Origin of the sequence: Streptomyces sp. NBC_00569, from assembly GCF_036345255.1 — a bacterium.
GTDB lineage: Bacteria > Actinomycetota > Actinomycetes > Streptomycetales > Streptomycetaceae > Streptomyces.
The window spans coordinates 2,808,227-2,834,984 of record NZ_CP107783.1; the positions used below are offsets into that span (position 1 = coordinate 2,808,227).

At 72.4% G+C, this 26,758-nt stretch carries 24 protein-coding genes; 15 read left to right on the forward strand and 9 right to left on the reverse strand.

Annotation, left to right across the window (positions count from 1 at the left end):
- Positions 1–102 precede the first annotated feature (102 nt).
- Positions 103–708, forward strand: a complete 606-nt coding sequence (locus OHO83_RS12730) for a nucleotidyltransferase family protein (RefSeq protein WP_330279460.1) — start codon at positions 103–105, stop codon at positions 706–708.
- Positions 709–938: 230 nt separating this feature from the next.
- Positions 939–2,576: a malate synthase A gene (gene aceB, locus OHO83_RS12735; RefSeq protein ID WP_266675233.1), complete on the forward strand. Its 1,638-nt coding sequence runs from the start codon at positions 939–941 to the stop codon at positions 2,574–2,576.
- Between the two features lie 87 nt (positions 2,577–2,663).
- Here the strand turns inward: aceB and OHO83_RS12740 are convergent, their stop codons facing one another.
- Positions 2,664–3,578 (reverse strand): HipA family kinase, encoded by a 915-nt coding sequence (locus OHO83_RS12740; RefSeq protein WP_330279461.1) that lies wholly within the window; start codon positions 3,576–3,578, stop codon positions 2,664–2,666.
- Between the two features lie 167 nt (positions 3,579–3,745).
- Here OHO83_RS12740 and OHO83_RS12745 point away from each other — a divergent pair, with 167 nt between their 5' ends.
- The 3 genes from OHO83_RS12745 to OHO83_RS12755 are packed head-to-tail and all read left to right on the forward strand — an operon-like array spanning position 3,746 to position 7,173.
- Positions 3,746–5,005, forward strand: coding sequence for an FAD-dependent monooxygenase (locus OHO83_RS12745; RefSeq protein WP_266675231.1), 1,260 nt, complete (start codon positions 3,746–3,748; stop codon positions 5,003–5,005).
- 45 nt (positions 5,006–5,050) lie between these two features.
- Positions 5,051–6,322: a VWA domain-containing protein gene (locus tag OHO83_RS12750; protein ID WP_330279462.1), complete on the forward strand. Its 1,272-nt coding sequence runs from the start codon at positions 5,051–5,053 to the stop codon at positions 6,320–6,322.
- Positions 6,322–7,173 carry a hypothetical protein gene (locus OHO83_RS12755; RefSeq protein ID WP_330279463.1) on the forward strand — a complete coding sequence of 284 codons (852 nt, stop codon included), beginning with the start codon at positions 6,322–6,324 and terminating at the stop codon, positions 7,171–7,173. The genes OHO83_RS12750 and OHO83_RS12755 overlap by 1 nt, the downstream gene beginning before the upstream one ends.
- Before the next feature lie 64 nt (positions 7,174–7,237).
- Here the strand turns inward: OHO83_RS12755 and OHO83_RS12760 are convergent, their stop codons facing one another.
- Positions 7,238–7,876, reverse strand: a complete 639-nt coding sequence (locus tag OHO83_RS12760; RefSeq protein ID WP_266675228.1) for a winged helix-turn-helix transcriptional regulator — start codon at positions 7,874–7,876, stop codon at positions 7,238–7,240.
- Positions 7,877–7,968: 92 nt separating this feature from the next.
- Between OHO83_RS12760 and OHO83_RS12765 the strand changes: the two genes are divergently transcribed.
- Both OHO83_RS12765 and OHO83_RS12770 read left to right on the forward strand, forming a co-directional pair.
- The gene (locus tag OHO83_RS12765) at positions 7,969–9,177 is read left to right on the forward strand and encodes a pyridoxal phosphate-dependent aminotransferase (RefSeq protein WP_266675227.1); all 1,209 of its coding nucleotides are present in this window, start codon (positions 7,969–7,971) and stop codon (positions 9,175–9,177) included.
- Complete coding sequence (locus tag OHO83_RS12770; RefSeq protein ID WP_330279464.1) at positions 9,174–9,806, forward strand: peptidase; 633 nt, start codon at positions 9,174–9,176, stop codon at positions 9,804–9,806. The genes OHO83_RS12765 and OHO83_RS12770 overlap by 4 nt, the downstream gene beginning before the upstream one ends.
- 337 nt (positions 9,807–10,143) lie before the next feature.
- On the opposite strand, the gene OHO83_RS12775 is transcribed toward OHO83_RS12770, so the two are convergent.
- Positions 10,144–10,878: a DUF7873 family protein gene (locus OHO83_RS12775; RefSeq protein ID WP_266675225.1), complete on the reverse strand. Its 735-nt coding sequence runs from the start codon at positions 10,876–10,878 to the stop codon at positions 10,144–10,146.
- Positions 10,879–10,949: 71 nt separating this feature from the next.
- Between OHO83_RS12775 and OHO83_RS12780 the strand changes: the two genes are divergently transcribed.
- Both OHO83_RS12780 and OHO83_RS12785 read left to right on the forward strand, forming a co-directional pair.
- Positions 10,950–11,408 (forward strand): hypothetical protein, encoded by a 459-nt coding sequence (locus tag OHO83_RS12780; protein ID WP_330279465.1) that lies wholly within the window; start codon positions 10,950–10,952, stop codon positions 11,406–11,408.
- 56 nt (positions 11,409–11,464) lie between these two features.
- The gene (locus OHO83_RS12785) at positions 11,465–11,998 is read left to right on the forward strand and encodes a hypothetical protein (protein ID WP_266675223.1); all 534 of its coding nucleotides are present in this window, start codon (positions 11,465–11,467) and stop codon (positions 11,996–11,998) included.
- Between the two features lie 175 nt (positions 11,999–12,173).
- Here OHO83_RS12785 and OHO83_RS12790 read toward each other — a convergent pair whose 3' ends face one another.
- Complete coding sequence (locus tag OHO83_RS12790) at positions 12,174–13,451, reverse strand: SWIM zinc finger family protein (protein WP_323186948.1); 1,278 nt, start codon at positions 13,449–13,451, stop codon at positions 12,174–12,176.
- Complete coding sequence (locus tag OHO83_RS12795) at positions 13,448–16,309, reverse strand: DEAD/DEAH box helicase (protein ID WP_330279466.1); 2,862 nt, start codon at positions 16,307–16,309, stop codon at positions 13,448–13,450. The genes OHO83_RS12790 and OHO83_RS12795 overlap by 4 nt, the downstream gene beginning before the upstream one ends.
- Positions 16,310–16,531: 222 nt before the next feature.
- Here OHO83_RS12795 and OHO83_RS12800 point away from each other — a divergent pair, with 222 nt between their 5' ends.
- The 3 genes from OHO83_RS12800 (at position 16,532) to OHO83_RS12810 (ending at position 18,341) form a co-directional block, all read left to right on the forward strand.
- Entirely contained in the window at positions 16,532–17,125 is a 594-nt protein-coding gene (locus tag OHO83_RS12800) for a histidine phosphatase family protein (protein WP_266675221.1), read from the forward strand.
- Positions 17,126–17,218: 93 nt separating this feature from the next.
- Positions 17,219–17,857: a hypothetical protein gene (locus OHO83_RS12805; protein ID WP_330279467.1), complete on the forward strand. Its 639-nt coding sequence runs from the start codon at positions 17,219–17,221 to the stop codon at positions 17,855–17,857.
- A gap of 61 nt (positions 17,858–17,918) precedes the next feature.
- Positions 17,919–18,341: an acyl-CoA thioesterase gene (locus OHO83_RS12810; protein ID WP_266675219.1), complete on the forward strand. Its 423-nt coding sequence runs from the start codon at positions 17,919–17,921 to the stop codon at positions 18,339–18,341.
- 48 nt (positions 18,342–18,389) lie between these two features.
- Here OHO83_RS12810 and OHO83_RS12815 read toward each other — a convergent pair whose 3' ends face one another.
- Positions 18,390–19,244 (reverse strand): NAD(P)H-binding protein, encoded by an 855-nt coding sequence (locus OHO83_RS12815; protein ID WP_330279468.1) that lies wholly within the window; start codon positions 19,242–19,244, stop codon positions 18,390–18,392.
- A gap of 102 nt (positions 19,245–19,346) precedes the next feature.
- Between OHO83_RS12815 and OHO83_RS12820 the strand changes: the two genes are divergently transcribed.
- Entirely contained in the window at positions 19,347–20,279 is a 933-nt protein-coding gene (locus OHO83_RS12820; RefSeq protein ID WP_330280768.1) for a helix-turn-helix domain-containing protein, read from the forward strand.
- Between the two features lie 187 nt (positions 20,280–20,466).
- The gene (locus OHO83_RS12825) at positions 20,467–21,291 is read left to right on the forward strand and encodes a chitosanase (protein WP_330279469.1); all 825 of its coding nucleotides are present in this window, start codon (positions 20,467–20,469) and stop codon (positions 21,289–21,291) included.
- Positions 21,292–21,421: 130 nt separating this feature from the next.
- On the opposite strand, the gene OHO83_RS12830 is transcribed toward OHO83_RS12825, so the two are convergent.
- Positions 21,422–22,165, reverse strand: coding sequence for an AraC family transcriptional regulator (locus OHO83_RS12830; protein ID WP_266675216.1), 744 nt, complete (start codon positions 22,163–22,165; stop codon positions 21,422–21,424).
- 162 nt (positions 22,166–22,327) lie between these two features.
- On the opposite strand from OHO83_RS12830, the gene OHO83_RS12835 reads away from it, so the two are divergent.
- The gene (locus OHO83_RS12835) at positions 22,328–23,470 is read left to right on the forward strand and encodes an MFS transporter (RefSeq protein WP_330280769.1); all 1,143 of its coding nucleotides are present in this window, start codon (positions 22,328–22,330) and stop codon (positions 23,468–23,470) included.
- A 169-nt stretch (positions 23,471–23,639) separates the two neighbouring features.
- On the opposite strand, the gene OHO83_RS12840 is transcribed toward OHO83_RS12835, so the two are convergent.
- On the reverse strand, positions 23,640–25,016 hold the full coding sequence (locus OHO83_RS12840; protein ID WP_266676739.1) for a nucleobase:cation symporter-2 family protein: 1,377 nt from the start codon (positions 25,014–25,016) through the stop codon (positions 23,640–23,642).
- A 345-nt stretch (positions 25,017–25,361) separates the two neighbouring features.
- Positions 25,362–26,750, reverse strand: a complete 1,389-nt coding sequence (locus tag OHO83_RS12845) for an 8-oxoguanine deaminase (protein WP_266558447.1) — start codon at positions 26,748–26,750, stop codon at positions 25,362–25,364.
- Between the last annotated feature and the right edge of the window lie 8 nt (positions 26,751–26,758).

The following is a 26,758-nucleotide window of genomic DNA, read 5'->3' on the forward strand; positions in this document are numbered from 1 at the left end:
ACGCCACTTTCTGCCGCGCCCGCCACCGTGCCGACCGAATTCCGGCCTCACGAGTGTCCCGGAGGTCGGCGCGCGGGGCGCCCGGTGAGGTATCCAGGCTTCATGACACACGCAACGGATGACGCTCCGGTGACGGGACTGCTGCTCGCGGCGGGCGGCGGGCGCAGGCTCGGCGGGCGGCCGAAGGCGCTCCTGACGCACCGCGGCCGCCCCCTGGTGGAGCACGCGGTGGCGGTGCTGCGTGCGGGCGGCTGCGAGCGCGTCCACGTCGTGCTCGGCGCGGCCGCCGAGGACGTACGGGCGCGGGCGGACCTCACGGGGTGCGTGCTCGTGGAGAACCCGGCCTGGGAGGAGGGCATGGGGTCCTCTCTGCGGGCGGGCCTCGGCTCGCTCGCCGGCACGGGGGCGTCGGCCGCACTCGTACTCCTGGTGGACCAACCGGGCATCGGGGCGCCTGCGGTGGCTCGGGTCCGGGCCGCGTACCGGTCGGCGGGGTCGCTCGCGGCGGCCGCGTACGACGGGGAACGCGGGCATCCGGTCCTGTTCGGGGCGGAGCACTGGCCGGGGATCGTGGCGAGCGCGGCCGGGGACCGCGGGGCGCGCGCGTACCTGAAGGAGCACGCGCCGGAACTCACGCTCGTGGAGTGCGGCGATGTGGCCGATGACTACGACATCGACACCGAGGCCGACCTCGAGCACCTTGAATGAGTGAGGGGTGGGCGAGGGCATGAACGGGGCGTGAGGGGCCTGGCACCGAGCGCCACGTTATGTCGACCCGAAGAATCTCGACATCAACAAACCATTGAACTTCCACAATGAGGAAACTAGTATCCACTGTTCAGAAGGGCCGGTCCCCCCGCGCGGGGTCCGTAGTCGTATCCCGGCGCCCACGGCACTCGGTGCCGCCCGCGCCCGTTCGCTGAAGGAAGTGACAGCTCATGTCCGCACCAGCGCCGTCCCCGCTGGCCATCGTCGACGCAGAGCCCCTGCCCAGGCAGGAAGAGGTGCTCACGGACGCGGCCCTCGCCTTCGTGGCCGAGCTGCACCGGCTGTTCACGCCCCGGCGTGACGAGCTCCTCACCCGCCGCGCGGAGCGTCGCGCCGAGATCGCCCGCACCTCCACGCTCGACTTCCTCCCGGAGACCGCTCATATCCGCGAGGACACCACCTGGCGCGTCGCGCCCGCCCCGGCCGCGCTGAACGACCGCCGCGTCGAGATCACCGGTCCCACCGACCGCAAGATGACCATCAACGCCCTCAACTCGGGCGCCAAGGTCTGGCTCGCGGACTTCGAGGACGCCTCGGCCCCCACCTGGGAGAACGTCGTCCTGGGCCAGGTCAACCTGGTCGACGCCTACACGCGCAGCATCGACTTCACGGACGAGCGCAGCGGCAAGTCGTACGCCCTCAAGGGCAACGACGAGCTCGCGACCGTCGTGATGCGCCCGCGCGGCTGGCACCTGGACGAGCGCCACCTCAAGGACGAGGCCGGCCGCCCCGTTCCCGGCGCGCTCGTCGACTTCGGCCTGTACTTCTTCCACAACGCCAAGCGTCTGATCGAGCTCGGCAAGGGCCCGTACTTCTACCTCCCGAAGACGGAGTCGCACCTGGAGGCCCGCCTCTGGAACGAGATCTTCGTCTTCGCGCAGGACTACGTCGGGATCCCGCAGGGCACCGTCCGCGCGACCGTCCTGATCGAGACGATCACGGCCGCGTACGAGATGGAAGAGATCCTCTACGAGCTCCGCGACCACGCCGCCGGCCTGAACGCGGGCCGCTGGGACTACCTGTTCTCCATCGTCAAGAACTTCCGTGACGGCGGCGCCAAGTTCGTCCTGCCGGACCGCAACCTGGTCACGATGACGGCACCGTTCATGCGCGCCTACACCGAACTCCTCGTCCGCACCTGCCACAAGCGCGGCGCGCACGCGATCGGCGGCATGGCCGCGTTCATCCCGTCGCGGCGCGACGCCGAGGTCAACAAGGTCGCGTTCGAGAAGGTCAAGAACGACAAGGACCGCGAGGCCGGTGACGGCTTCGACGGCTCGTGGGTCGCCCACCCCGACCTGGTCCCGATCGCGATGGCGTCCTTCGACGCGGTCCTCGGCGACCGGCCGAACCAGAAGGAGCGCCTGCGCGAGGACGTGTCCGTCGCGCCCGGCGACCTGATCGCGATCGACTCCCTCGACGCCAGGCCCACCTACGACGGCCTGGTCAACGCCGTCCAGGTCGGCATCCGCTACATCGAGGCGTGGCTGCGCGGCCTCGGCGCCGTCGCCATCTTCAACCTGATGGAGGACGCGGCCACCGCCGAGATCTCCCGCTCGCAGATCTGGCAGTGGATCAACGCCGGTGTCGTCTTCGAGGGCGGCGAGCACTCCGGCACGACCGTCACGGCCGACCTGGCCCGTGAGGTCGCGGCCCAGGAGCTCGCGAACATCAAGGCCGAGATCGGCGAGGAGGCCTTCGCGGCCGGCAAGTGGCAGCAGGCCCACGACCTCCTCCTCCAGGTCTCCCTGGACGCGGACTACGCGGACTTCCTGACGCTGCCCGCGTACGAGCAGCTCGCCGGCTGAGTCCTGCCCCGCACCACCCGAGCCCTCGGCACCGCACAGCGCCGGGGGTTCGGTGGTGTCCGGGGCGGACACCCCGATCGGCCGAGGTCAGCCGAGGTGGACGGACCAGTCCTGCTCGGCGGCCGGCTTGCCGTGCAGGTCGGGGACGCGTTTGAGCCAGTCGGGGCGGCCCTTCTCCGTGTCGGCGGCGCGGCGTGCGTCGGCCGCCGCGAGCTGGTCGCGCGACGGGAAGTCCGTCGGCAGCCAGGCGCCGGACGTACGGGCGCGGGCCGCGAGGTAGGAGACGTATGCCTCGCGGACCTCGTCCGGCGAGGTGAAGCCCGGCTCGTCGGTCAGCCACGCGTCGGGGACGAGAGCGGTGATCTCGCGGAGCATCTCCTCGGTGACGAGGGGTGCCAGCTCCGCGTCGGCGGCCGCCGTGTCGGGCCCGTAGGCGCCGAGGGCGTGATGGCGGAAGTCGTACGCCTTGTCGGGCGCGGACGCGTCCCAGCGGTGGTGGAAGATCAGGGCCGCGCCGTGGTCGATCAGCCACAGCTTCGGCTCCTGGATGCCGAAGGTGGGCCAGATCATCAGGTTCGAACTGTGGATCGTACGGTCCACGTTGACCGTGAGAGCGTCGAGCCACACGATCTTCCCGGCCTCCAGCGGGCCGACCGTGAAGGCGGCGGCGACCTCGGGCGTGAAGTCCTTCGCGCCCGGCAGGAAGTCCATCCCGAGGTTGAGCCCGTCGCTCGCGCGCAGCAGGTCCTGGACCTCCTGGTGCGGCTCGTGGGCGGCCACCTCGGGGTCGAAGTGCGTGAGGACCAGCTCGGGGAAGCGCAGGCCGAGGCGGCGCGCGAGCTCACCGACGACGATCTCCGCGACGAGCGCCTTGCGGCCCTGCGCGGAGCCGGTGAACTTCACGACGTAGGTCCCCAGGTCGTCGGCCTCGACGACCCCCGGCACGGAGCCGCCGGTCCGCAGGGGAGTCAGATACCGGACAGCCGTCACTTCTCGCAGCACACCCGCCAGCCTAACCGGCGGCCCCCACGGCCGGGGGTGGCCGGGAACGCACCGTGCGGGCTCCGGGTCCGCGCGGCGCCCGGCGACTGCCGGTACCGTCGTCCCGGCCGCGGAGATCTCCTCGCGCCATCTCCCTTGCGCGGGACCGAGGACGGGGACGGATACGCATGGTGAACGGTGGCCGGGTCGCGGTCGTGGGCGGGAGCATCGCGGGCTGCGCGGCGGCTCTCGCGGCGCATCGCGGGGGCGCGGACGAGATCGTCGTGTACGAGCGGGCCGCGGGCTCCCTCGCGGAGCGCGGCGTGGGGCTCGCGGTGCACGACGCGCGGTACGCCGAGCTGGAGTCGGCCGGGTACATGGACGCGGGCATGCCGTGGGTGGGCCTGGTGCGCCGCCGCTGGTACGTACGCGACGGAGACGGCGGGTCCGCGAGGGACACAGTGCTCGGCCGCGAGATCGCCACCATGCCGTTCCCGTTCCGTACGTACAACTGGGGGCCGCTCTGGCGCGAACTGCGCCGGGCGGTGCCGGCGGGCGTCGAGTTCCGTACGGGTGCGGCGGTGGCGCGGGTCGAGGCGACGGCGGGCGGGGCCCGCGTGCACTGCGCGGCCGGCGGCGCCGAGGAGTTCGGCCTCGTCATCGGCGCGGACGGCTACCGCTCGGCGGTCAGGGCCTGCGCGTTCCCCGACGTACAGCCACGGTACGCGGGGTATCTGGCCTGGCGGGGCGCGTTCCCGGCCGAGCGCCTCGCCGAGCCCGGGCTGTGGGCCGAGGAGGACTGCGCGTACGTCGTGTTCCCCGGCGGACACCTCATCGTCTACCGGATCCCGGACGGCGGCCCGGCCGGCGGCCACCGCGTGAACTGGGTTCTCTACACGGCTCCCCCGCCGGGCGTCGACGCGGCGCTGCGCGTCGACCTGCCGACGAGCCTGCCGCCCGGCACCCTCACCGACGCGCTGCACTCCCATCTCGCCCATGTGGCCGAGGAGTTGCTGCCGTCGTACTGGGGCGACCTGGTCCGCCTCACCACCCCGGAGGAGCTCGCGCTCCAGCCCATGTACGACTTCACGGCCCCGCGGTACGCGACGGGCCGGTTCCTGCTGGCCGGGGACGCGGCGACGGTCGCGCGCCCGCACACCGGGGCGGGCGCGGTGAAGGCCCTCCAGGACGGCGCCGCCCTCGAATCCGCGTTGCGCTCCGCGGCGGACGTCGACGAGGCGCTCGCCGCGTACGACGACTCCCGCACGGCCGCCGGCGGTGCGCTGGTCGGGCTCGGGCGGAGCCTGGGCCGGGCGCTCGTGCAGGAGACCCCCGACTGGCGGGAGTTGGACCGGGCCGGGCTCGAGGCATGGTGGGCACAGGCGGACGGAACCGGGGTGTTCGGCGGGAAACAGCTGGATTCCGGCACCGGCCCGCATCCCCGCTGAGCACTCGTTTTGTTGTGTGCGTACGTTGATCCATAAGATCCGGCGATGATCATAAGAAAACGGCTGGCGGCGGGAACCTGCGTCCTGTTCGCCGCCCTGACCATGGGGCTGACACCCGTCGGCGCCTCCGCGGCGGACAATCCCGACGGGCAGCCCACGGCCGCTCCGAAGGTCGAGCTCGTGCTCGATGTGAGCGGTTCCATGCGGGCGCGCGACATCGACGGCGGAAGCCGCATGGCCGCCGCGAAGCAGGCGTTCAACGAGGTGCTCGACGCGACGCCGAAGGAGGTCGAGCTCGGCATCCGCACGCTGGGCGCCGACTACCGCGGCGAGGACCGGAAGGTGGGCTGCAAGGACACCGCGCAGCTCTACCCGGTCGGGCCGCTCGACCGCACCGAGGCGAAGACCGCCGTCGCCACCCTCTCGCCGACCGGCTGGACGCCGATCGGCCCCGCGCTCCTGAAGGCGGCCGAGGACCTGGACGGCGGCGACGGATCGCGCCGCATCGTCCTCATCAGCGACGGCGAGGACACCTGCCAGCCGCTGGACCCGTGCGAGGTCGCGCGCGACATCGCCGCCAAGGGCATCAACCTCACCATCGACACGCTCGGCCTGGTCCCGGACGCCAAGACGCGTGACCAGCTCAGCTGCATCGCCGAGGCCACCGGCGGGACCTACACCTCCGTGCGGCACACCGACGAACTCACCGACCGCGTCGGCCAGTTGGTGGACCGGGCGGCCGACCCCGTGGTCAACCCCGTGGCCGTCGAGGGCACCGACGAGTGCACCGGCGCGCCGGAGATCAAGCCCGGTCTGTACACGGACCGCGAGACGTTCGGGGAGCACCGCTTCTACCGTGTGGCCGTCGCTCCCGGACAGGAACTGCGCGCCTCGGTGAGCGTCGCCGCGGACCGCGCCGTCAACAAGGACTACGGCGTGCTGCTGCGCGCGGTCACCGAGCACGGCCGTGAGATCGTCCGGGGCTCGGAGGCGGGCGACGGGCGTACGGACGTGATCTCGACGGGTCTGCGCTACCCGAAGCCCGAGCAGGACGGCGACGAGGCGGCGCCCGAGACCGTGTGCCTCCAGGTGTCGAACTCCTACTCGGCCCCCGCGTCGGTCAAGACGACGCCGGGGCTCCCGGTCGAGCTGACCGTCGACGTCGTGGACGCGCCGAGCGCGGCGTCCGACGTGGCCGCGTTCGGCCTCGGCCGCGGCTGGTGGCTGCTCGGCGCCCTGGTGCTCACCGGCTTCGCCGCGGGTGTGCTGTGGGGCTGGATCTCGCGCTGGCGGGTCGCGGTCTGGAGGACCAACTGATGCGTACGACCAAACTGCTGGTGACGGCGGGACTTCTCGGCGCGAGCGCGCTGACCGCGCTGCTCGGGGCCGGTACGGCGTTCGCCGGCTCCGGCGACTCCGGCTCCTCCGGTGACGACAAGGCCCCCACCGAGGCGGGCACGTCGTTCCGTACCGCGCAGGAGGTGAAGCAGGGCCAGCAGGCCACCGCGGGCGCCTCCACGGGCGACTACCTGTACTGGTCGTTCCCGGCGGACGCCGGGCAGCGTCCCACGGTCAAGGCGACGGTGAAGCTGCCGGACTCGGCCGCGCGGCCCTCGGGCGCGATATGGCGGATCGACGTGTACGACGGACTGAGGCGCCGTCAGTCCTGCATGTACGGGATGCAGTCGAGGGCGACGGCGCCGGACGCGACGTCGGTCGGGCTGTCCTGCACCCTGCGTACGGTGCGGGCCTGGTCGGAGCAGTGGGCGAACGACCCGCTGCCGGGCACGTACTACGTCCGGCTCACGGCGGCCACACTGACGCCCTCGGACCAGGGGCTGCCCGTCTCGGCCGAGGTCGAGGTGACCTCCAAGGACGTCGGCGGGTCCTCGGCGGTGGACGGCACGCTGGCGGCCCCGCTCGTGCCGGGCTCGACGACGAAGGAAGCCGCTGCCGCCTCCGACGACGGCTCCGACGAGGAGAACGGCTCGTCGGCCGGCCAGGCCCTCGCGACGGGTGAGCCCGAGGACGGCTGGTCCTCCGGCTGGTGGTCGGACCGCTGGGTCTGGACGGCGGCGGGCGGCATCCTGGCGGCGCTCGCGGGCATCGGCGGCTACGCCCTGACGCGCGGCACGGGCCGCCCGTCCCGGGTACCGCCGGGCATGTGACACCCCCGCCCATGGCGCCCGCGCACCTCAAGTGCCGGACGCCATGGGCGAGTCGGCCGCTGCGTCACGCCACCCGCAGCGCCTTCGCCAGGGCGCCGTCCCCGGACACGGCGACACGGCCGGCGCGCGCCGCCTCCTCCAGCGTCAGCTCGCCCCGCACCACGGCGACACAGGTCTCCGTGCCGAGGACGAGCCGCGCGTCGGACTCACCGGCCACGGGCCCCTCGCCGTACACAGGCCCGTCCGCGCCCGAGCCGCCGACCCGCACATGGAACTCCCCCTCGTCGAGGCGTACTTCCACCACGCCCTCGCCGCCCAGCCGCTCCAGATGGCTCAGGAGAGGCAGGGCGAACCAGTGCGCGCGCACCGCGTCCGTGGGCCCGCGCTCCTCCAGGGCCGGCGCGCCCCACTCCCCCAGCGCCTGGAGCACCGGCAGCAACTGCCTTCCGCGCGGGGTCAGTTCGTACACATACGCCGAGACGGGCGCGGGAAGCCTGCGGCGCTCCGCGACGCCTTCGCGCTCCATGTCCTTCAGACGTGAGGCGAGTACGTCCGTGCTGACGCCGGGCAGGTCGGCGTGCAGATCGGTGTAGCGGCGCGGCCCCGCGAGGAGCTCACGGACGATCAGGAGCGTCCAGCGGTCCCCGACGGCGTCGAGGGCGCGGGCGGCGGCGCAGTACTGGTCGTAGCTTCGGCGTGGCATGGCTCGCAGTCTATGCAACTTGTTGGACTTTCCAAGCGGTCACTTGGTAAAACCAAGTCACACACGTCACGGGCAGTCCGGGAGGGCACCACATGGAGTTCCGGCAGTCGAGCAAGCTCAGCGAGGTCTGCTACGAGATCCGCGGCCCGGTGATCGAGCACGCCAACGCCCTTGAGGAGGCGGGCCACAGCGTCCTGCGCCTCAACACCGGCAACCCCGCGCTCTTCGGCTTCGAGGCGCCCGAGGAGATCGTCCAGGACATGATCCGGATGCTCCCCCAGGCCCATGGCTACACCGACTCGCGGGGCGTCCTGTCCGCCCGCCGCGCCGTCGCCCAGCGCTACCAGGCGCTCGGCCTCGAGGTCGGCGTCGACGACGTGTTCCTCGGCAACGGCGTGTCCGAGCTGGTCTCCATGGCCGTACAGGCACTCCTGGAGGACGGCGACGAAGTCCTCATCCCCGCCCCGGACTTCCCGCTGTGGACGGCCGTCACGACGCTCTCCGGCGGCAAGGCCGTGCACTACGTCTGCGACGAGTCGGCCGACTGGTACCCCGACCTCGACGACATGGCCGCGAAGATCACCGACCGCACCAAGGCCGTCGTCATCATCAACCCCAACAACCCCACGGGCGCCGTCTACCCGAAGGAGATCATCGAGGGCATCCTCGACCTCGCCCGCCGGCACGGCCTGATGGTGCTCGCCGACGAGATCTACGACCAGATCCTGTACGACGACGCGGTCCACCACAGCGCCGCCGCCCTCGCCCCCGACCTGGTCGTCCTCACCTTCTGCGGGCTCTCCAAGACATACCGCGTCGCGGGCTTCCGCTCCGGCTGGCTGGTCGTCACGGGACCGCGGCAGCACGCCCGTGACTACCTGGAGGGCCTGACGATGCTCGCCTCCATGAGGCTGTGCGCCAACGCCCCCGCCCAGTACGCCATCCAGGCCGCGCTCGGCGGCCGCCAGTCCATCCGCGAACTGACCGCGCCGGGCGGCCGCCTCCTCGAACAGCGCGACAAGGCCTGGGAGAAGCTCAACGAGATCCCGGGGGTCTCCTGCGTGAAGCCCAAGGGCGCCCTGTACGCGTTCCCGCGCATCGACCCCAAGGTCCACCCCATCGTCGACGACGAGAAGTTCGTCCTCGACCTGCTGCTCCGCGAGAAGATCCAGGTTGTCCAGGGTACCGGCTTCAACTGGCCGCGCCCGGACCACTTCCGCATCCTCACCCTCCCGTACGCTGACGATCTAGACGCCGCGATCAGCCGGATCGGCCGCTTCCTGAGTGGGTACCGCCAGTGACGTTCTGCACCACCTGCGCCCTGCCGAGCCTGACGCAGTTCGCCTCGCCCGAACTCGTCGAGGCGATCGTGGAGGGCGGCCACGACCGCGCGGACGACCCCGCCTGGGAGACCTCGGGCGCGGCCACGGTGGAGGACTACGCGCGGTGGTGCGGCCATCTGTGCGGCCTGACCTGCCTGCGCATGGCACTCGGCCCGACCGCTCCCAGCCTGTTCGACCTGCGTGACGGAGCGCTCAAGTACGGCGCGTACACCGTGGACGCGGAGGGCGACATCCACGGTCTGATCTACGCCCCGTTCGCCGAGTACGCCCGCGAGGAACTCGGCCTGGACGCGACCGTGCACCGCACACTGACGGTCGACGAGATCTCCGGGCTGCTCGATGGGGGCCGTACGGTCATGGCGTCGGTCCACTACGGGATCCGGCGCCCGGAACGGCCCGCGCCCGGCCGGGGCGGACACCTGGTCCTGCTCACGGCCCACGACGGTGACCGCTTCCGCTTCCACAACCCGTCGGGGATCAGCCCCGAGACCCGTTGCGCGGAACTGCCGTCGGCGACGTTCGAGACGTTCTTCGCGGGGCGGGGAGTCTCGTTGGGTCCCGGACACGGAGCGGGTCCGAGGGCGTAGCCGGCCCCCGGACCCCATGAATGCCACTCACATCACACGCCGACACGCTTGAGGACCCGGGTCAGTGTCAATGCCCTGCGTCCTGCCTTTGGACTACCGCCCATCGAGCTGGGCGGGCCGGATTCGAACCGGCAATTCGGGGCCTGGGGCCCGGGTCCGATCGATTCGGCGATGAGCGGCGAATACTGAGTCTGGAGCAAGAGTCTGAGATTGATGGCGGTCCGCGTGTGCTGTGCGGACCGCACCGTCACGACAAGCTTCAGCTTCAGCTTTGCGCTCCTCGCGCACCCCGGCCGCCGCTCAGCGGCGCCCGGGGAGTCTTGAATGTGCCCCTGGATCAGCCGAAGAGGTAGCTGAACACGGGGTCACCCGCCCGCTGGTCGGCGACCTCCGCCGCGTTCGCCTCCTCGCGGGCGAACTTGACGGCCTGCTGGAGCCTCTCGATCCGCTCGAGCAGCTCGTTCACCCTGCGCGCGGGCAGCGCCCCGGAGAACTTCACGGTCGTCCAGTACCCGACGGGCACGTCCTCGTAGTACACCTCGACCTGCGCCGGGTGCTTCTCGGTCGCCTCGGCCTTCACGTGGTTGCGCGGCACCTTCTTGGTGCGCAGCGTCCGCACCGGCTCCGTCTTCCAGTCGTCGGTCGACGGGTCCTGCGTCCACGCCTCGGAGGCGTCGAGCACGGGCAGCTTGCGCACGAAGGCGTTAAGGTCGACGAGCTGCTTCTCCAGGAAGAGCAGATACGCGACCGGCACCTGGCTCAGGACGGCCCGTCCGTCGACGGTGACATCGGCGCGCGCCTCGCAGTTCGCCCAGTCCTTGGTGGCGGTCACATCGAACAGCCGGGTGAGCGTCTTCGCGGTGTCCCGCAGCACGTGCTCGGCCCTCACCTGGACCCGTGTCGACTCGGGCGGCAGCTGCTCGCCCTCCTCGTCCTTGGGCTGGTAGGTACGCGAGATCCCGGCCAGGAGTGCCGGCTTGTGAAGCCCGTGATGGGCCGCCGTCAGGTCCTGGTGTGCCTTGGACTTGACGCCTTTCTCGACTGCGATGATCTGATTGAGTTTCGTTGCCACGCGAGAAAGGTAGTCAGGCACCGCACTCCGAATCGAATGGTTTTTCCCCGGACCACGAGGAGCAACTCACCATGGATGCGGCGCTGATAGCCGTGCTCGGCACCCTGCTCGGGTCCGTCGTCACCCACTTCTTCCAGGCGCGGTCCACGGAGCGGGTCGCCGGGCTCGCCCGTGCCGAGCAGCTGCGTCAGGAGCGGATCTCCAGTTACAGCGCGTTCGCCGGGGCCCTGTTCGACTACCGGCGCAGTCAGAACGACCGGTGGTTCCGGGCGCAGGAGTTGCCGGGTTCCTCGCAGGCGGAGGAGGCCCGCTTCGCGTCGTACGAGGCGCGGATCAGCGCGCGGCAGGCGCTGGCGCGGCTCCAGTTGGTGTGCGACCGGGCGGAAACCCGTCAACTGGCGGAGTCCGCCTTCGAGTTGGCGAACTGTCTGCACGAGTCGGTGGACGAGGAGGACCGGGACCGGCGGTCGCGGCGGTGCAAGGACGCCCTGACGAGGTTCATCGAGTCGGCGGCCCCGAGCGTGCGCTGACGGTGTGTCCGGCGGCGCGATGAGCGATCACCGGTCTCACTGGGCAACACCTCTGCATGACAGACAGGCCGCTGCTCCTCCTCGACGTCGACGGACCCCTCAACCCGTACGCCGCCCGCCTCCCCCGTCTGCGCGGATACGCCGCTCACCGCTGCCACCCGGCGAACTGGCTCGCGCGCCAGACCCCCGGCTCCCGCCGCCACCGCCGCGGGTTACGGGTCGTGCTCAACCCCTCCCACGGCCGGCGCTTGGTCGGCCTGCCCTTCGAACTGGCCTGGGCGACCACGTGGATGCACGAGGCGAACGAGATGATCGGCCCGGCGATCGGACTGCCCGCCGCGCTCCCCGTGATCGAGTGGCCCGAACTGTTCGCCCGCGATCCCGACGGCCTCTACTGGAAGACGCGCCCGCTGCTCGACTGGGCGGCCGGGCGGCCCTTCGCCTGGGTCGACGACATGATCACGGACCTGGACTCCCGTCATGTGACGGCGCACCACGACGCCCCGGCGCTGCTCCTGCGCATCCACCCGCGCCACGGGCTGCGCGAGAGGGACTTCACGACGCTGACGCGGTGGGCCGAGGCGTTGTGAAGACCGTGCCCGGTCGTGGGCCGGAGCCGTGAGTCGTGCGCCGTGAGCCGTACGCCTTGTGGGAGCGAGCTCTTGACGGCCCGCCGGCCCGGCCCGGCCTTCAGCAGCCGAGCAGTGCCGTGAGGGCGCCCACCGGGTCCGTGTCGGGGGTGCGCCCGCCGGCCCGGCCCGGCCTTCAGCGGCCGAGCAATGCCGTGAGGGCGCCCACCGGGTCCGTGTCGGGGGTGCCTCTCGGCCACCAGTCCTCGCGGCCGGGGTCCGACTCGTAGCCGTACCAGAGGCCTTCGCGGCCGAGGCGGAGCTGGAGGTTGTCGGTCGAGAGCCGGTTACGGTGGGGGCGGAAGTGGGGGAAGTCCGCGGCGATGAGGGCCGGGCGGGCGCGGTCGAAGGGACCGGCCGGCGGGTCCCACTCCCCTTCGAGGACGTCCAGGCCCGCGAGTCCGCCCTGGCGCCAGGCGGCGACGGCGCGGGCCAGGTCGGTGGCCGTGCGTCCGGTGCCCTGGGCGAGGGACTTGTACAGCGCGCGCGTGGACGCCGCGAGGCCGGAGCCGGGGTGGGCGGCGGCGAGCCGGACCGCGTCCTGCCAGGGGGTGAGTCCGGCGATCGGGTCGATGCCCCGGGTGAGGAACGTGTGGGCGCGGGCCGCGGCCTCCGTGGCGAGGAGGTCGAGGGCGAGCGGGTCGGGGGCGCCGGAGGCGTGCGGGTAGACGGGCGGGCGGCCCGGGTGCGCGGGGGCCGGGAACGGCGGGGGCAGGTGCGGCAGGGTGCGGGGGGCGAGGGCTTCGCGGGCCTCGACCGAGGGCAGCGCGGGAGCCGTGGCGGAGCGCTCGCCGGCGGCACGGGCCGCGTTGCGCCGGGTCAGGTCGGCGAGGAGCTCCTGTTCGCCGCGGCCACGCAGCAGGAACAGGACGAACGGGTCCTCGTCGAGCAGTCGTGCCGTCTGGTAGCAGAGCGCGGCCGCGTGCTTGCAGGGGTGACCGTCGTCCGGGCAGGAGCAGTCGGGGATCAGGTCGCCGACGGCGGGCAGGAGGTCGGCGACGGCGGCCAGCGCGTGCGGCACGTCCTTGTCGAGGAGCGCGGCCATGTGGTCGGGGCGGGCGGCCGCCGTGTCGAGGATGCGCTCCCAGTCGTCGTCGTGAAGGGTGCGCAGACGGATCTCCGTGCGGTACGGCCGGGGGCGTGAGCCGTGGACGTAGGCCATGACGCGGCCGGGGGTCGCGGTGATGGCGTCGACGTGCCCTCGGTCGGCGTAGGCGCGGCCGCGGGTGAGGCGGGCCGTGTCGAGCGCCGTGTCCACGAGGGCGTCCACCCACGCGTTCCCCCACCAGGTCAGGGCGAAGTCGTCGGCCGTGCGGGTGCGGGGCGGCAGGGGCGGGAAGGTGCGGCGGCGGTCGTCGACGCGGGCGCGGGCCTGGGCGTGCGCGCCCGCGCGGCCCGGCGTGTGGGGGGTCATGCCGTCCTCCTGAGGGAGACGAGGTCGGCGAGCTCCCGGTCGGTCAGCTCGGTCAGGGCGGCTTCGCCGGAGCCGAGCACGGCGTCCGCGAGGGCCTTCTTGGCGGCGAGCATCTCGGCGATACGGTCCTCGACGGTGCCCTCGGTGATGAGGCGGTGGACCTGGACGGGCTGGGTCTGGCCGATGCGGTAGGCGCGGTCGGTGGCCTGCTCCTCGACGGCCGGATTCCACCAGCGGTCGAAGTGGACGACGTGGCCCGCGCGCGTGAGGTTGAGGCCGGTACCGGCGGCCTTGAGGGAGAGCAGGAAGACGGGTACCTCGCCGGACTGGAAGCGGTCGACCATGCGCTCGCGTTCGGCCACGGGCGTTCCGCCGTGCAGGAGTTGGGAGGGGATCGCGCGGGAGGCCAGGTGGGTCGCGAGGAGGCGGGCCATGGACACGTACTGCGTGAAGACGAGGACGGAGCCGTCCTCCGCGAGGATCGTGTCGAGGAGTTCGTCGAGCAGGGCGAGCTTGCCGGAGCGGCCGGTGAGGCGGGCGCGCGGGCCGTCCGCCTCCTTGAGGAACTGCGCCGGGTGGTTGCAGATCTGCTTGAGCGACGTCAGGAGTTTCATGATCAGGCCGCGGCGTGCGATGCCTTCTGCGGCCTCGATCTCGGCCATCGCCTCGCGGACGACCGCCTCGTAGAGCGAGGCCTGTTCGCGGGTGAGGGGGGCCGGGTGGTCCGACTCGGTCTTGGGCGGCAGCTCGGGGACGATGCCGGGGTCGGACTTCTTGCGGCGGAGCAGGAACGGCCGCACCAGGCGGGCCAGGCGCTCGACGGCCTCGGCGTCCTCACCGGTCTCCACGGCGCGCGCGTGCCGTGCGCGGAACGACTTGAGCGGGCCGAGCAGCCCGGGGGTCGTCCAGTCGAGCAGGGCCCACAGCTCGGAGAGGTTGTTCTCCACGGGCGTGCCGGTGAGCGCGACACGGGCGGGCGACGGGATCGTGCGCAGCGCCTTGGCGGTGGCGGAGAAGGGGTTCTTGATGTGCTGCGCCTCGTCGGCGACGACCATGCCCCAGGTGTGGCCGGCCAGTTCGGCGGCGCGGGTGCGCAGGGTGCCGTACGTGGTGAGGACGAAGCCGCCGTCGAGGCCGTCGAGGGTGCGGTCGGCGCCGTGGAAGCGGCGGACCGGGACGCCGGGGGCGAAGCGGATGATCTCCCGCTGCCAGTTCCCGAGGAGGGACGCCGGGCAGACGACGAGGGTGGGCGCCGCCTTGTTCCTGCGCAGGTGGAGCGCGATGAGGGTGACCGTCTTGCCGAGGCCCATGTCGTCGGCGAGGCAGCCGCCGAGGCCGAGCGAGGTCATGAGGTCGAGCCAGGCGAGGCCCCGCAGCTGGTAGTCGCGGAGCGTGGCGTGCAGGCCCGCGGGCTGGGCGGCGGCGGAGGGGCCTTCGACGAGGCGGTCGCGCAGGTGGGCGAGGACTCCGGTGGGGACGGCCTCGACCCGCTCCCCGTCGATCTCGGCCTCGCCGGTGAGGGCCACGGCGAGCGCGTCGACGGGCTGGAGCAGCCCCAGTTCGCGCTTGCGGGCCTTGCGGACGAGGTCGGGGTCGACGACGACCCACTGGTCGCGCAGCCGGACGACGGGACGGTGGGACTCGGCGAGTTCGTCCATCTCACGCTCGGTGAGCGGGTCGCCGTCGAGCGCCAACTGCCAGTTGAACTTGAGGAGTTCCTCCCCGTCGAAGAACGGGGTGCCGTCGGTGGCGGAGCCGGGCGCGGCGGCGCGCACCACGGCGGTGGCGGTGAGGGCGCGGGCCAGGTCCCTGGGCCAGTGAACCTCGACGCCCGCGTCCGCGAGGCGGGCGGTGGCCGGGCCGAGGAGGTCGAGGAGCTCGCCCTCGGAGAGCGCGAGGACGGCGGGCACGTCGCGCTCCAGGACGCGGCCGAGCGGGGGCCAGACGCGGGCGGCGCGGCGCAGGGCGAGAACGGCGTCGATCCTGGCGCGCGGGCCGAAGTGCGCCTCGCCGTCGCCGGCCCAGAGCCGCGCCGCGTCGACGACCTGGGTGGGGTCGGCGAGGCTGTGCACCTGGACGAGCGCGGCCCCGGCCCGCCGCCGCTCCTCGGTACCGGCGCTTGCCGGGCCGTCCTCACGGGCAGAGGTGTCGGCGGGGCCGGGGGCGTCGTCCGTGTCGAAGAGCGTGAAGTTCGACAGGTCGAGGCGCAGGGAGACCCGCACGCCCGCGTCCATGCCTGCGGCCGCCTCGACCGCCCAGGCACGCGCGCGGGGCAGGTGCTGCGGCGCGAAGGAGGCGAAGGGCGCCCCGGCCGCGAAGGGGGCGGCGGGGCTGCGCGGCAGGGAGTCGGCGACCGCGTCGAGGAACGCGCGCACGAGAGCTTCGGGATCGGGCAGCCGCAGCGGCTCGGAGCCCTCCACCGGCGCGGCATGGGCCTCGTACGGCATGGCGGCGGCGATGGCGCGCAGCTGTGCGATGTCGTCCGCGTCGAGCGGGCCCGCACGCCACGCGTCGTGATCGGAGGCGGTGAGGCCGGGCAGGAGGCGGCCGCGGCCCACGAGGTGCAGGGCGTGCAGGGCGGCGGCGCCCCAGCAGGCCGCGGCGGGGTGGGCGCCGGGGGTGTGCCGCGCCCGCACGAGCAGGGGCAGGGCGTCGGTGACGGACAGCCGGACGGCGGGCACGGTCCGGGTGCGGGCGCCCGCTCCGTGCGGCCGGACGACGGTGAGCGGGGTGGCGCCGGGCAGGTCCGTGCCGTCCGGGTGCCAGAACGCGACCGTGCTCTCGCGCGGCAGGGGCGCGGGGAGGAACACGGCGGCCGCGGAGACGGTGACGCCCCGGTGGTGGGTCTGCTCCGTCATGGCCCGGCTCCTTCCCTGATCCGTACGGCATGCGTTCGCCCTGGTCGGTGCGGCGCGCGTCGTCCTCGTCCGGCGGGACCGACGACGTCTACGACCTTACGGGCGGGGTCTGACAATCAAGGCCGGGCGTCCCTCCCGCACCGCGTGTACGGTTCGAACGACGGGCCGGGCAAGATCGCCGGGCCCGACCGACGGCAGCCTCGGAGAGAACAGGACAGTCGCATGGGTGACCTGCTGCTGGTCCGGCACGGCGAGACCGAGTGGGCCCTGTCCGGGCAGCACACGAGCTGGACCGACATCCCGCTGACGGAGAACGGCCGCGAGCAGGCCCGCAAGCTCGCCCCGCTCGTCCACAGCTATCACGTCGGTGCCGTCTTCTCGAGCCCGATGGTGCGTGCGCACGAGACCGCGAAACTCGCGGGTCTCGGGAACGTGCGGGTCGACGCCGACCTCTGCGAGTGGGACTACGGCGCGTACGAGGGCGTCACCACGCTCGAGATCCAGCGCACCCGGCCCGGCTGGTTCCTCTTCACGGACGGGGTCGCGCCAGGGCCCCCGGAGCACCCCGGCGAGAGCCCCGAAGAGGTCGGGGCGCGGGCCGACCGGATGCTGGCCAAGGTGGACGCCGCGCTGTCGGAGAACGAGGGCAGTGTCGTCCTCGTCGGCCACGGCCACTTCCTGCGGGTCCTCACGGCGCGCAGGCTCGGCCTGACCCCGGCGGACGGCGCGCACTTCCTGCTCGCGACGGGCACGGTCAGCAGGCTGAGCACGGAACACAGCCGCCCGGTCGTCGCCGGGTGGAACCTGCGACCCTGATACGCCGTCGGACCGGCCGTTGTCAGACCCTTGCTGCACCATCGGAACGTACGGAGCACGCACGGCCGAGGGACGGGATCAGGGGGTGGCGCCATGACCAGGCCGCTGTCCGCCGCGCAGCGGCGCATCGTCGAGGAGGCCGACCCGGTCACCGGGCGGCTGAAGGGCGGCGACGCGCAGCTCGCGCGTCTCGTCCTGATGAAGCTCGCGTTCCGGCACCCGCGCCCGCCGCACGACCACTTCCTGACACCGACCGGACACCGGATACGGGAGGCGGGGGACGTGCCCGAGCGCGCCGAGCGGCCCCCGCCGCCGGAGGCTTCGGGCGGCGGCCCGTTCGCGGCACGGGTGGGCGGAGAGGCGCCGGGTCCTCGCGGTCCGGCGCGGGCGCGCGAGGTGCGCAGCGCCTGGCAGGGGCTCGTGGAGATGCGCCGCATGACCAATCCGGACGGCGCCACCGACCGGCCGTGCGCCTGGGAGCGCACGCATCTGGTGCAGGCCGCCGCCCTCGCCCTGGAGGCGGCGGGCTGCCCACCGGCGGAGGGCACGGACGGGGACGGCTATAGAGTCGGCGGCACACCACAGCCGGAGGCCGTGGCCGTGAGGGGGCGTGGACCGGACGGAACCGCGGGCTGCGCCGCCGCGTTGGAGCGGGCGGGGTGGCAGGTCAGCGAGCACGCGGAACCCCGCACCGGGGGCCGGTACTTGCTGGCGTCGCCGAGAAGATCATGACGATCAGGCACCAGCCGTAGCAGTCGAAGCAGCAGACCCAGTAGCCGGCGAAGGGGACATCGTGGCCGAGCCGTTCACCGTGCGCATTCAAGTGCGCGGGTACGAGACCGACTCGCAGGGGCACCTCAATCAGAGCGTGTATCTGCAGTACGCGGAGCACGCGCGATGGGCGCTGCTCCAGCACGGCGGGATCCAGCAGGCCGACCTGCTGGCGAAGGGGGTCGGCCCGGTCACCCTGGAGACGACCGTCCGCTACCGCCGCGAGCTGCGCGCGGGCGACGAGGTGGACGTGAGCTGTACGTTCGTGTGGACGGAGGGCAAGACGTTCCGGATCGAGCAGTCGGTGCGCAAGGCCGACGGCACACTCGCGGCGGAGGTGACCGGGGTGGGGGGCCTGATGGACCTCAAGGAGCGCAGGCTCGTGGCGGATCCGCGCGAATACTTCCGGGCACTCGCGTCGGATCCACGCGCTTTCGGTCTCTGATTCCGGAAGAACCACGCGCTTCCGGGCAGGACTACTCACCCAACAGCCTTACACGAACGCCTCCTTGTGCTCCTCGACCCACAGGGCGAAGGTGCGGGGCGGGCGTCCGAGGATGCGTTCGACGTCGTCCGTGACGATCGCGTTACGGCCGGCGCGGACGTAGGCGAACCCTTCGAGAACGCTGTCCACGGACTGCTCGGCGATGCCCGCGGCGCGCACGTACTCGCGGGCGGACTCCGGGGTCAGTTCGACGGTCTCGACAGACCGGCCGGCCACCGCGGCGACGGCGGCCGCCTGGTCGGGCACGGTGAGGAGTTCGGGCCCGGTGAGGGTGTAGACGCGGCCGTCGTGCCCGTCGGCGAGGAGGGTCTCCACGGCTGCCTCGGCGACGTCGCGCGGGTCGATCACGCCCTGGGCGCCGTCCCCGAACTGGTTGGGGACGGGCCGCCCCGCGCGGATCTCCGGCGCCGACCACAGGAAGTTCGACGCGAACGTCGTGGGACGCAGCACGGTCCACTCCACGTCACCCGCCCGCAGCGCCTCTTCACCCGGGACGTGCCACATGCCGAAGCCTCCGGCGCCCGGCTCACCCGTGCCGATCGCCGAGAGCTTCACGACCCTGCGTACGCCCGCCGCCACGGCCGCGTCCAGCAGGGCCTTGTCCTGGGCCCCTGGCCCTGAGCCCGAGCCGGGCAGGGTCACCATGAAGACGGCCGTGGCGCCGGCCGTCGCCGCGTCGAGGGTCCTCGGGTCGTCGAGGTCCCCGCGGACGACCTCGGTGGCGGGTCCGAAGGCGGCTCGGGCCGGATCACGGGTCAGGGCGCGGTGCGGGACGCCGCGCGCGGCGAGGAGACGGGTCACTTCACTGCCGATGGTGCCGGTGGCACCGGTGATGAGGATCATGGCTTCGACGCTGCCGGTCAGCGGGCCACCGCGGCTAGGAAATTCCGGCACAGCCGGCGGCCCCCGGACGGCACTCCCCCCGGTTAACGTGGAGCGGTGACCATGCTGCGGGACAGGACAGCTGAAGAGGCGGGGACGCCGGACCGCACCCGCACCCCCGCTCACCACAGCACCCCTCGGCACCACAGCACCCCCGGGCGCTACGGCACCGCTGTCGCGCCGCCGGAGGTGCTGCGGCCCTGGATCACCGAGATCGACTCGATCGACTCCGTCGGCTCCGTCGGCTCCCCGGACTTCGGTCAGGGGGACACCGGCGCGATCACTCACGTCCCGGACACGGCTACGCGGCTCGTGTTCCGTGTGCTGCCGGACGGCGGCACCGACGTGGTCGCCATCGGGCCGCGCACCAAGGCGTCGTACTACGAGGAGAAGCGGCTCCCGATGTGTCTGCAGCTCCGGTTCCGGCCCGGTGCCGCACGCCCGCTGTTCGGGGTGTCCGTACGCGAACTCGTGGGCCGCGCCGAGCCGTTGGAGTCACTTCCGGGCGAGGCGGGCCGGCGGCTCGCGCGCGGGCTCGCCGCCCTCGGGCCCGCTCCGGACCCGGACGCCGTGCTCGCGCGCATGGCGGAGCTGTTGCCGGAGGACCTCATGCCCCGCGACCGGGACGAGCGTGCCCGCGACGGCCTGGTGCGGGCGGCGGTCGAGGCTCTGTCGACCGCCCCGGGGCGCGACCGGCCGGGGACGGTCACGCAGGTGGCGCGGCAACTCGCCGTGAGCGAGCGCCAGTTGCGCAATGTCTTCGCGGATGACATCGGCCTGTCCCCCAAGCATTTCGCTCGGATCGACCGGGTGCGCCAGGTGCTCGCCGGGGCGGGCGCCGGGGGGAACCCGCGGTGGGCGGGGCTCGCGCAGGCCACCGGTTACTACGACCAGTCGCACATGACGGCGGAGTTCCACGCGCTGTTCGGCGTACCGCCGACGGCGTTCGTCTCGGGGCGCCTCCCGGCCGCGCGCCCCTGCGGCCCGGGCCGCTGACGCACCTCCCCTCTCCCCGCCACACATAAAACCGCCGTTCACGTGCGGGAACACCTGCACCAGTACGGCGACCCCCGCCCCGGACCCCCAACTCCCTCCCGCTTGACGGGTATACGTCACCCGCAATCTCTGGTAGGAAACCTTCCTAACAGTTCGCGGAACAACGAGCTCCCCCCATGGAGGTCCCGTGCACACCCCCCACATACGCACGTCGCGTCGCACCCTGCTCGCCCTGATCGGCGCCTCGGTCGTCGCGGCCCCGCTGCTCACGACCCAGCTCGCGACGGCCACGCCCGTCTCCGCGGGCGGGCTCGACGACCCGGCGAAGAAGGAGATCGCCATGAAGCTGGTGTCGAGCGCGGAGAACTCCTCGCTCGACTGGAAGGCCCAGTACGGCTACATCGAGGACATCGGCGACGGCCGCGGCTACACCGCCGGGATCATCGGCTTCTGTTCCGGCACCGGCGACATGCTCGACCTCGTGGAGCTCTACACCCGGCGCAAGCCCGGCAACGTCCTGGCGAAGTACCTGCCCGCCCTGCGCGAGGTGGACGGCACCGACTCGCACGACGGCCTCGACCCCGACTACCGGCGCGACTGGGGGAAGGCGGCCGAGGACTCCGCGTTCCAGCAGGCCCAGAACGACGAGCGCGACCGCGTGTACTTCAACCCGGCGGTCTCACAGGGCAAGGCCGACGGCATCGGCACGCTCGGGCAGTTCGCGTACTACGACGCCATCGTGATGCACGGTGACGGCGACGACGCGACCAGCTTCCGCAACATCCGCAAGCGCGCTCTCGCCCGGGCGAAGCCACCGGCGCAGGGTGGCGACGAGGTCGCGTACCTGAACGCGTTCCTCGACGCGCGGGTGTGGGCCATGAAGCAGGAGGAGGCCCACAGCGACACGAGCCGCGTCGACACCGCGCAGCGCGTCTTCCTGAAGAACGGCAACCTGGACCTGGACCCGCCGCTGGACTGGATGGTGTACGGGGACAGCTACCACATCGGCTGACAACTCCCCTTGTGGGGCGGCGCGTTCGGCACCTGCCGGTGCCGTGCGCGCCGCTTTCGTCCAAGCCGAACAGCCACCCTCACGACGCGGCGCCCGCCACGGGCGGCCGAGGGAGACGCGGCGAGAGGCCCTAGCGCCGGCTGTGCTCCCCCGGTGTGCAGCCGAACGCGCGGCGGAACACGTCGATGAACGCGCTGGTGGAGGACCAGCCGCAGCGGTGCGCGACCGCGGTGACCGGGTCGCCCTCCGCCAGCATCCGCAGCGCGTGGTAGAGGCGGAGCTGGGTGCGCCACTGGGGGAAGGTCATCCCCAGTTCGCGGCGGAAGAGGCGGCTCAGCGTGCGTTCGCCGGCTCCGGACGCCCTCCCGAGCGCGGCCAGGGGGCGGGCGTCGGCCGGGTCGTCGTACAGGAGGTCACAGACCGCCTTCAGGCGCGGGTCGGTGGGGGTGGGGAGTTGGAGGGGCTGCTGTGGGGACGCCCGCAGCTGGTCGAGGAGGACGGCGCGCAGGCGCCTGCTCTCGGGGCGGTCGTCGTAAGGGCCACGGGTGGCGGCAAGGAGCAGTTCGCGCAGGAGCGGGCCGACGGTCAGGACGGTGGGCGCTTCCAGACCGAGCGGGTTGACCCGGGCGGGCAGGCCGAGTGTGTGGAGGTCCAGGTGGCCGTGGGCGCGGTGGGCGTGGACACAGCCGGCCGGTACCCAGATGGCGCGGGTGCCGGGCGCGAACCAGGTGCCGGCGTCGGTGGTGACGGCGAGGACCCCTGAGCCCGCGTAGACGATCTGGTGCTCGTCGTGCCGGTGCGGCTCGATCCGTCCGCCCGCCGCCAGCGTCTGGGTGCGGGTGGGCGCCTGCGGGGTGTGGCGGATATCCGGCATACGTTGGCACTTTATCGGAAGCGCGCCACCGTGGCCGGTACGGACGATGGGCGGGTGTCAGACAACCGGACCTCCGTTTCCCCCGCACCCGCGACTGCGACGACCGGGCCCACGACTCCACCCACGCATGCCCCCGGACCGTCGGACTCCCGGCGCGGGCCCATCACCCTGCTCGCCCTGGGGCACGCGTGTGTGGACGTCTACCAGGGCGCGGTGGCCGCTCTGGTGCCGTTCTTCGTCTCCGAGCGGGCCTACACGTACGCCGCCGCCTCCGGGATCGTCCTGGCCGCGTCCCTGCTGTCGTCGGTGGTGCAGCCCCTGTTCGGCGCACTCACCGACCGGTGGGCGATGCCATGGCTGCTTCCGGTGAGCTGCGTGGTGGGCGGGGCCGGTGTGGCGCTGGCCGGCGTCGGGGACTCGTACGCCCTCACACTGGTGGTGGTCGCGGTGTCCGGGATCGGGGTGGCCGCCTACCACCCGGAGGCCGCGCGCGTGGCCCGCGCCGCGAGCCGTGGCAGCCATACGGCGATGGGCTGGTTCTCGCTGGGCGGCAACCTCGGATTCGCCACCGCGCCCCTGCTGGTCTCGGCCGTGGTCGCGACCGGCGGGCTGCACGCGTCGCCGCTGCTCGTCGTCCCGGGCCTGGCCGGAGCGGCGCTGTGCGTGGCCGCCCTGCGCTCGGGCCGGAGAGATGCCCCGGCGACGGCCGGACCCGCGCTCGCGGCGGCCGACAGGGCCGACTGGCCGTCGTTCCTCAAGCTGACGGGCGCCATCATGTGCCGCTCGGTCGTCTTCGTCGGCCTGAGCGCGTTCATCTCGCTGTACGCGCGCCAGCGGGCGGGCGGGGGCGAGGTGGCGGGCACGGCCGCGTTGTTCGTGCTCTACGTCGGCGGCGCGGTGGGCACCGTGGCGGGCGGCAGACTCGCGACCCGCTTCGGCCGCGTGCCGGTGCTCCGCTGGTCGTACGCCCTGACGGTCCTCGCCGTGGCCGGGGTCGTCTTCGTCCCCGGTCCCGCGCTCTACGGGTGCGTGGCGCTGACGTCGGCCGGTCTGTACGTGCCGTTCTCGCTGCACATCACGCTCGGCCAGGACTATCTGCCGAGGCGCGTGGGCACCGCGAGCGGCGTCACGCTGGGCCTCGCGGTCAGCGTCGGCGGCATCGCGAGCCCGGCGATCGGCGCCCTCGCGGACGCCACCTCCCTGCGGACAGCGCTCGCTCCGCTGACCGTCCTGCCGGCGCTCGGCTGGCTGCTCGTACGGACGCTGCGCGAGCCCGGCGGAAGGTCCGCGAAGGAGGCGGAATGACGGTCAGCGCGGCAGCCCGCACGTCAGGGTGTCATTCATGGGTGGCGCTTCTTCCGTGCTGTGACGCCGGGGCCGGTCCCGTCGCGCAGCGGCTCACACGGGACCGGCAATCCGGGTTAACTGGAAAGTAACTTCCGCCATGCGGTCGGCGGCGTCGCGCACGTTACGTTCAGTGCACCCCTGCCGCGGAAGACCCTGCCGAGGTGGAGGCGCCGGCGACCGTGCGCGTCTGAGCGATCTCACCGCCCGGCTCCATCGGGGCCGTCACGTCGTCCGCGTCCTCGCCGCGGCCGATGTGGTTGAACATCAGATTGAGGATCACCGCGGCCACACAGCCCGTGGAGATACCCGAATCCAGGATGATCTTCGCGGTCTCCGGGAAGGCGTGGTAGAACTCCGGCGCCGCGATCGGGATGAGCCCGACGGCCAGCGAAACGGCCACGATCAGCACGTTGTTGTCCCGCTCCAGGTTCGCCTTGACGAGGGTCTGGATGCCGCTCGCCGCGACCGAACCGAAGAGCACGACGCCCGCGCCGCCGAGGACGGGCCGGGGCACGACCGCGATCAGCGAAGCGGCCATCGGGCACAGACCCATCAGGACGAGGAAGCCGCCGCCCGTGGCGACGACGTACCGGCTGCGGATCTTCGTCATCGCGACGAGGCCGATGTTCTGGGCGAACGCGCTGCACATGAAGCCGTTGAACAACGGGCTGAGCGCCGAGCCGAGCGTGTCGGCCCGCAGACCGGCCGCGATGGTCTTCTCGTCGGCGGGGCGCTCCACGATCTCGCCGAGCGCCAGCATGTCGGCCGTGGACTCGGTCATCGAGACGACCATGACGACGCACAGGGAGACGATCGCCGCGGCGGCGAACTGCGGGGCGCCGAAGTGGAACGGCGTCGGGAATCCGACGACGTCCGCGTCGCCGATCGGGCTGAAGTCCGTGACGCCGAAGGGGATGGCGACGAGTGTGCCGATGATCAGGCCGAGTAGTACGGCGATCTGCTTCACGAAGCCCGTGGTGAACCTGCGCAGCAGCAGGACGATGACCAGGGTGATGCCGGCCAGCGTGAGATAGGTCGTCGAACCGTAGTCCTTCGCCGCGGGGTTGGGCCCCTGGGCCCAGCCGAACGCGACGGGCATCAGCGAGACGCCGATGAGGGTGATGACCGTGCCGGTCACGACCGGCGGGAAGAACCGCACCAGCTTGCTGAAGAAGGGGGCGGCGATGAAACCGAGAACGCCGGCGACGATCACGGCCCCGAAGATGACGGGCAGCGCGTCCTTCTTGTCGTCGGTCGAGTTGACGACCGCGATCATGGGGGCGACGCCGGCGAAGGTGACGCCGTTGACGAACGGCAGACGGGCACCGATCTTCCAGAATCCGAGGGTCTGGAGGAAGGTGGCGAGCCCCGCGGTGAAGAGGCAGGCGCCGGTCAGGAAGGTGAGCTCCTTGGGCGACAGGCCCACGGCGGCGCCCACGATGAGGGGCGGCGCGACGACGCCCGCGTACATGGCGGCGACGTGCTGGAGGCCGGTCGTCGCCATCTTCAGCGGCGGCAGCTTCTCGTCCACCGGGTGCTTGCCCGTCGGATGTTCGGTGTGCCCCTCGGATATCTCGTCGGGGGTGGTGCCTTGCTTGGTGAACCTGGGCTTGATGGCCACAGCGGCTCCTCCGGTTGTTTTCCAGTGCCTGGGCGGCACTCGCTTCTGGGAGGTGGTACGACGTGCAAGGACTTGCCGGTATTCGGTTGTGGGTACTGCGCCCAGGTAGTGCTGACCGCCCCGGGATCGTGAAGTGTTGGGCCACGATCCGGGGCGGCACTTGAGCAGCCCGCTCGGCAGCTCAAGTCCGGTCGGGGGCCGTCCCCCCCGACCGGAGTTCCAGGGTTGTCAGGCCTCGGCGGTGATCCGCGCGAGGCGCTGGGCCTCCTGACGCGCATCGCGGGCGATGGCGTCCTCGTCGGCGTGCAGCAGGCGTCCGTCCTCGACGACCGGCTTTCCGTTGACGAGGGAGAGGGTGACCGGGGCCGCCGCGCCGAAGACGATGGCGGTGACCGGGTCGGCGATCGAGGAGTGCCCGATGCCGTCGATCTTCCACAGGACCAGGTCGGCGAGCTTGCCCGCCTCCAGGGAGCCGATCTCGGCGGCGCGGCCCAGGACCCGGGCCCCGCCGGCGGTGCCGAGCCGGAGCGCCTGACGGGCGTTCAGGGCGGCCTCGCGGTGCGCGCCGAGCCGGTTGATGAGGAGCGCGTTGCGCAGCTCGGTGTGCAGCTCGCCCGACTCGTTGGACGCGGTGCCGTCGACGCCGAGACCGACGGGAACGCCGGCCTTGAGCATGTCCGGGACGCGGGCGATGCCGGCCGCCAGACGCGCGTTGGACGACGGGCAGTGCGCGACACCCGTGCCCGTACGGGCGAAGGCCGCGATGTCCGAGTCGTTCATGTGGACGCAGTGCGCCATCCACACGTCCTCACCGAGCCAGCCCGTCGACTCGAAGTAGTCGGTCGGGCCCATGCCGAAGAGCTCGTGGCAGAACTTCTCCTCCTCGACCGTCTCGCTGCCGTGGGTGTGCAGCCGTACCCCGAGCCGACGCGCCAGCTCGGCGCCCTGCTTCATGAGTTCGGTGGACACGGAGAACGGCGAACAGGGGGCGACGGCCACCTGGGTCATCGCGCCGAAGGAGGCGTCATGGTGCTTGTCGACGGTCTCCTCGGTGGCCGCGAGCGCACCCTCGAGGGTCTCGACCGCGAAGTCCGGCGGCAGGCCGCCGTCCTTCTCGGAGCGGTCCATGGAGCCACGGGCGAGCGTGAAGCGGACACCCATGTCGGAGGCGGCCCCGATGATGGCGCCGGACAGGTCGCCGGAGCCCTTCGGGTACACGTAGTGGTGGTCCATCGCGGTGGTCACACCGCCGCGGGCCATCATCGCGAGGGAGCCCTGCGCGGCGACGCGGGCCATCTGCTCGTCGATGCGTGCCCACGTCGGGTACAGCGCGACCAGCCAGTTGAACAGGTTGTGGTCCGTGGCCAGGCCGCGGGTGATCCACTGGTAGAAGTGGTGGTGCGTGTTGATCAGACCGGGCGTGACGAGGTGGCCGGTGCCGTCGACGCGGCGCACGACGTTCTCCAGGCCCGCGGGGGCCTGGCCGGCGCCGATGGACTCGATCTTGTTGTCGGCGACGACCACGTACCCCGAGGCGTACTCGGTGTCGTTGGCGTCGACCGTCGCGATGGCCGCGTTCTCGATGACGATGCGGGAAGGGGCTGCCGAAGGTGCCATGGTGCTTC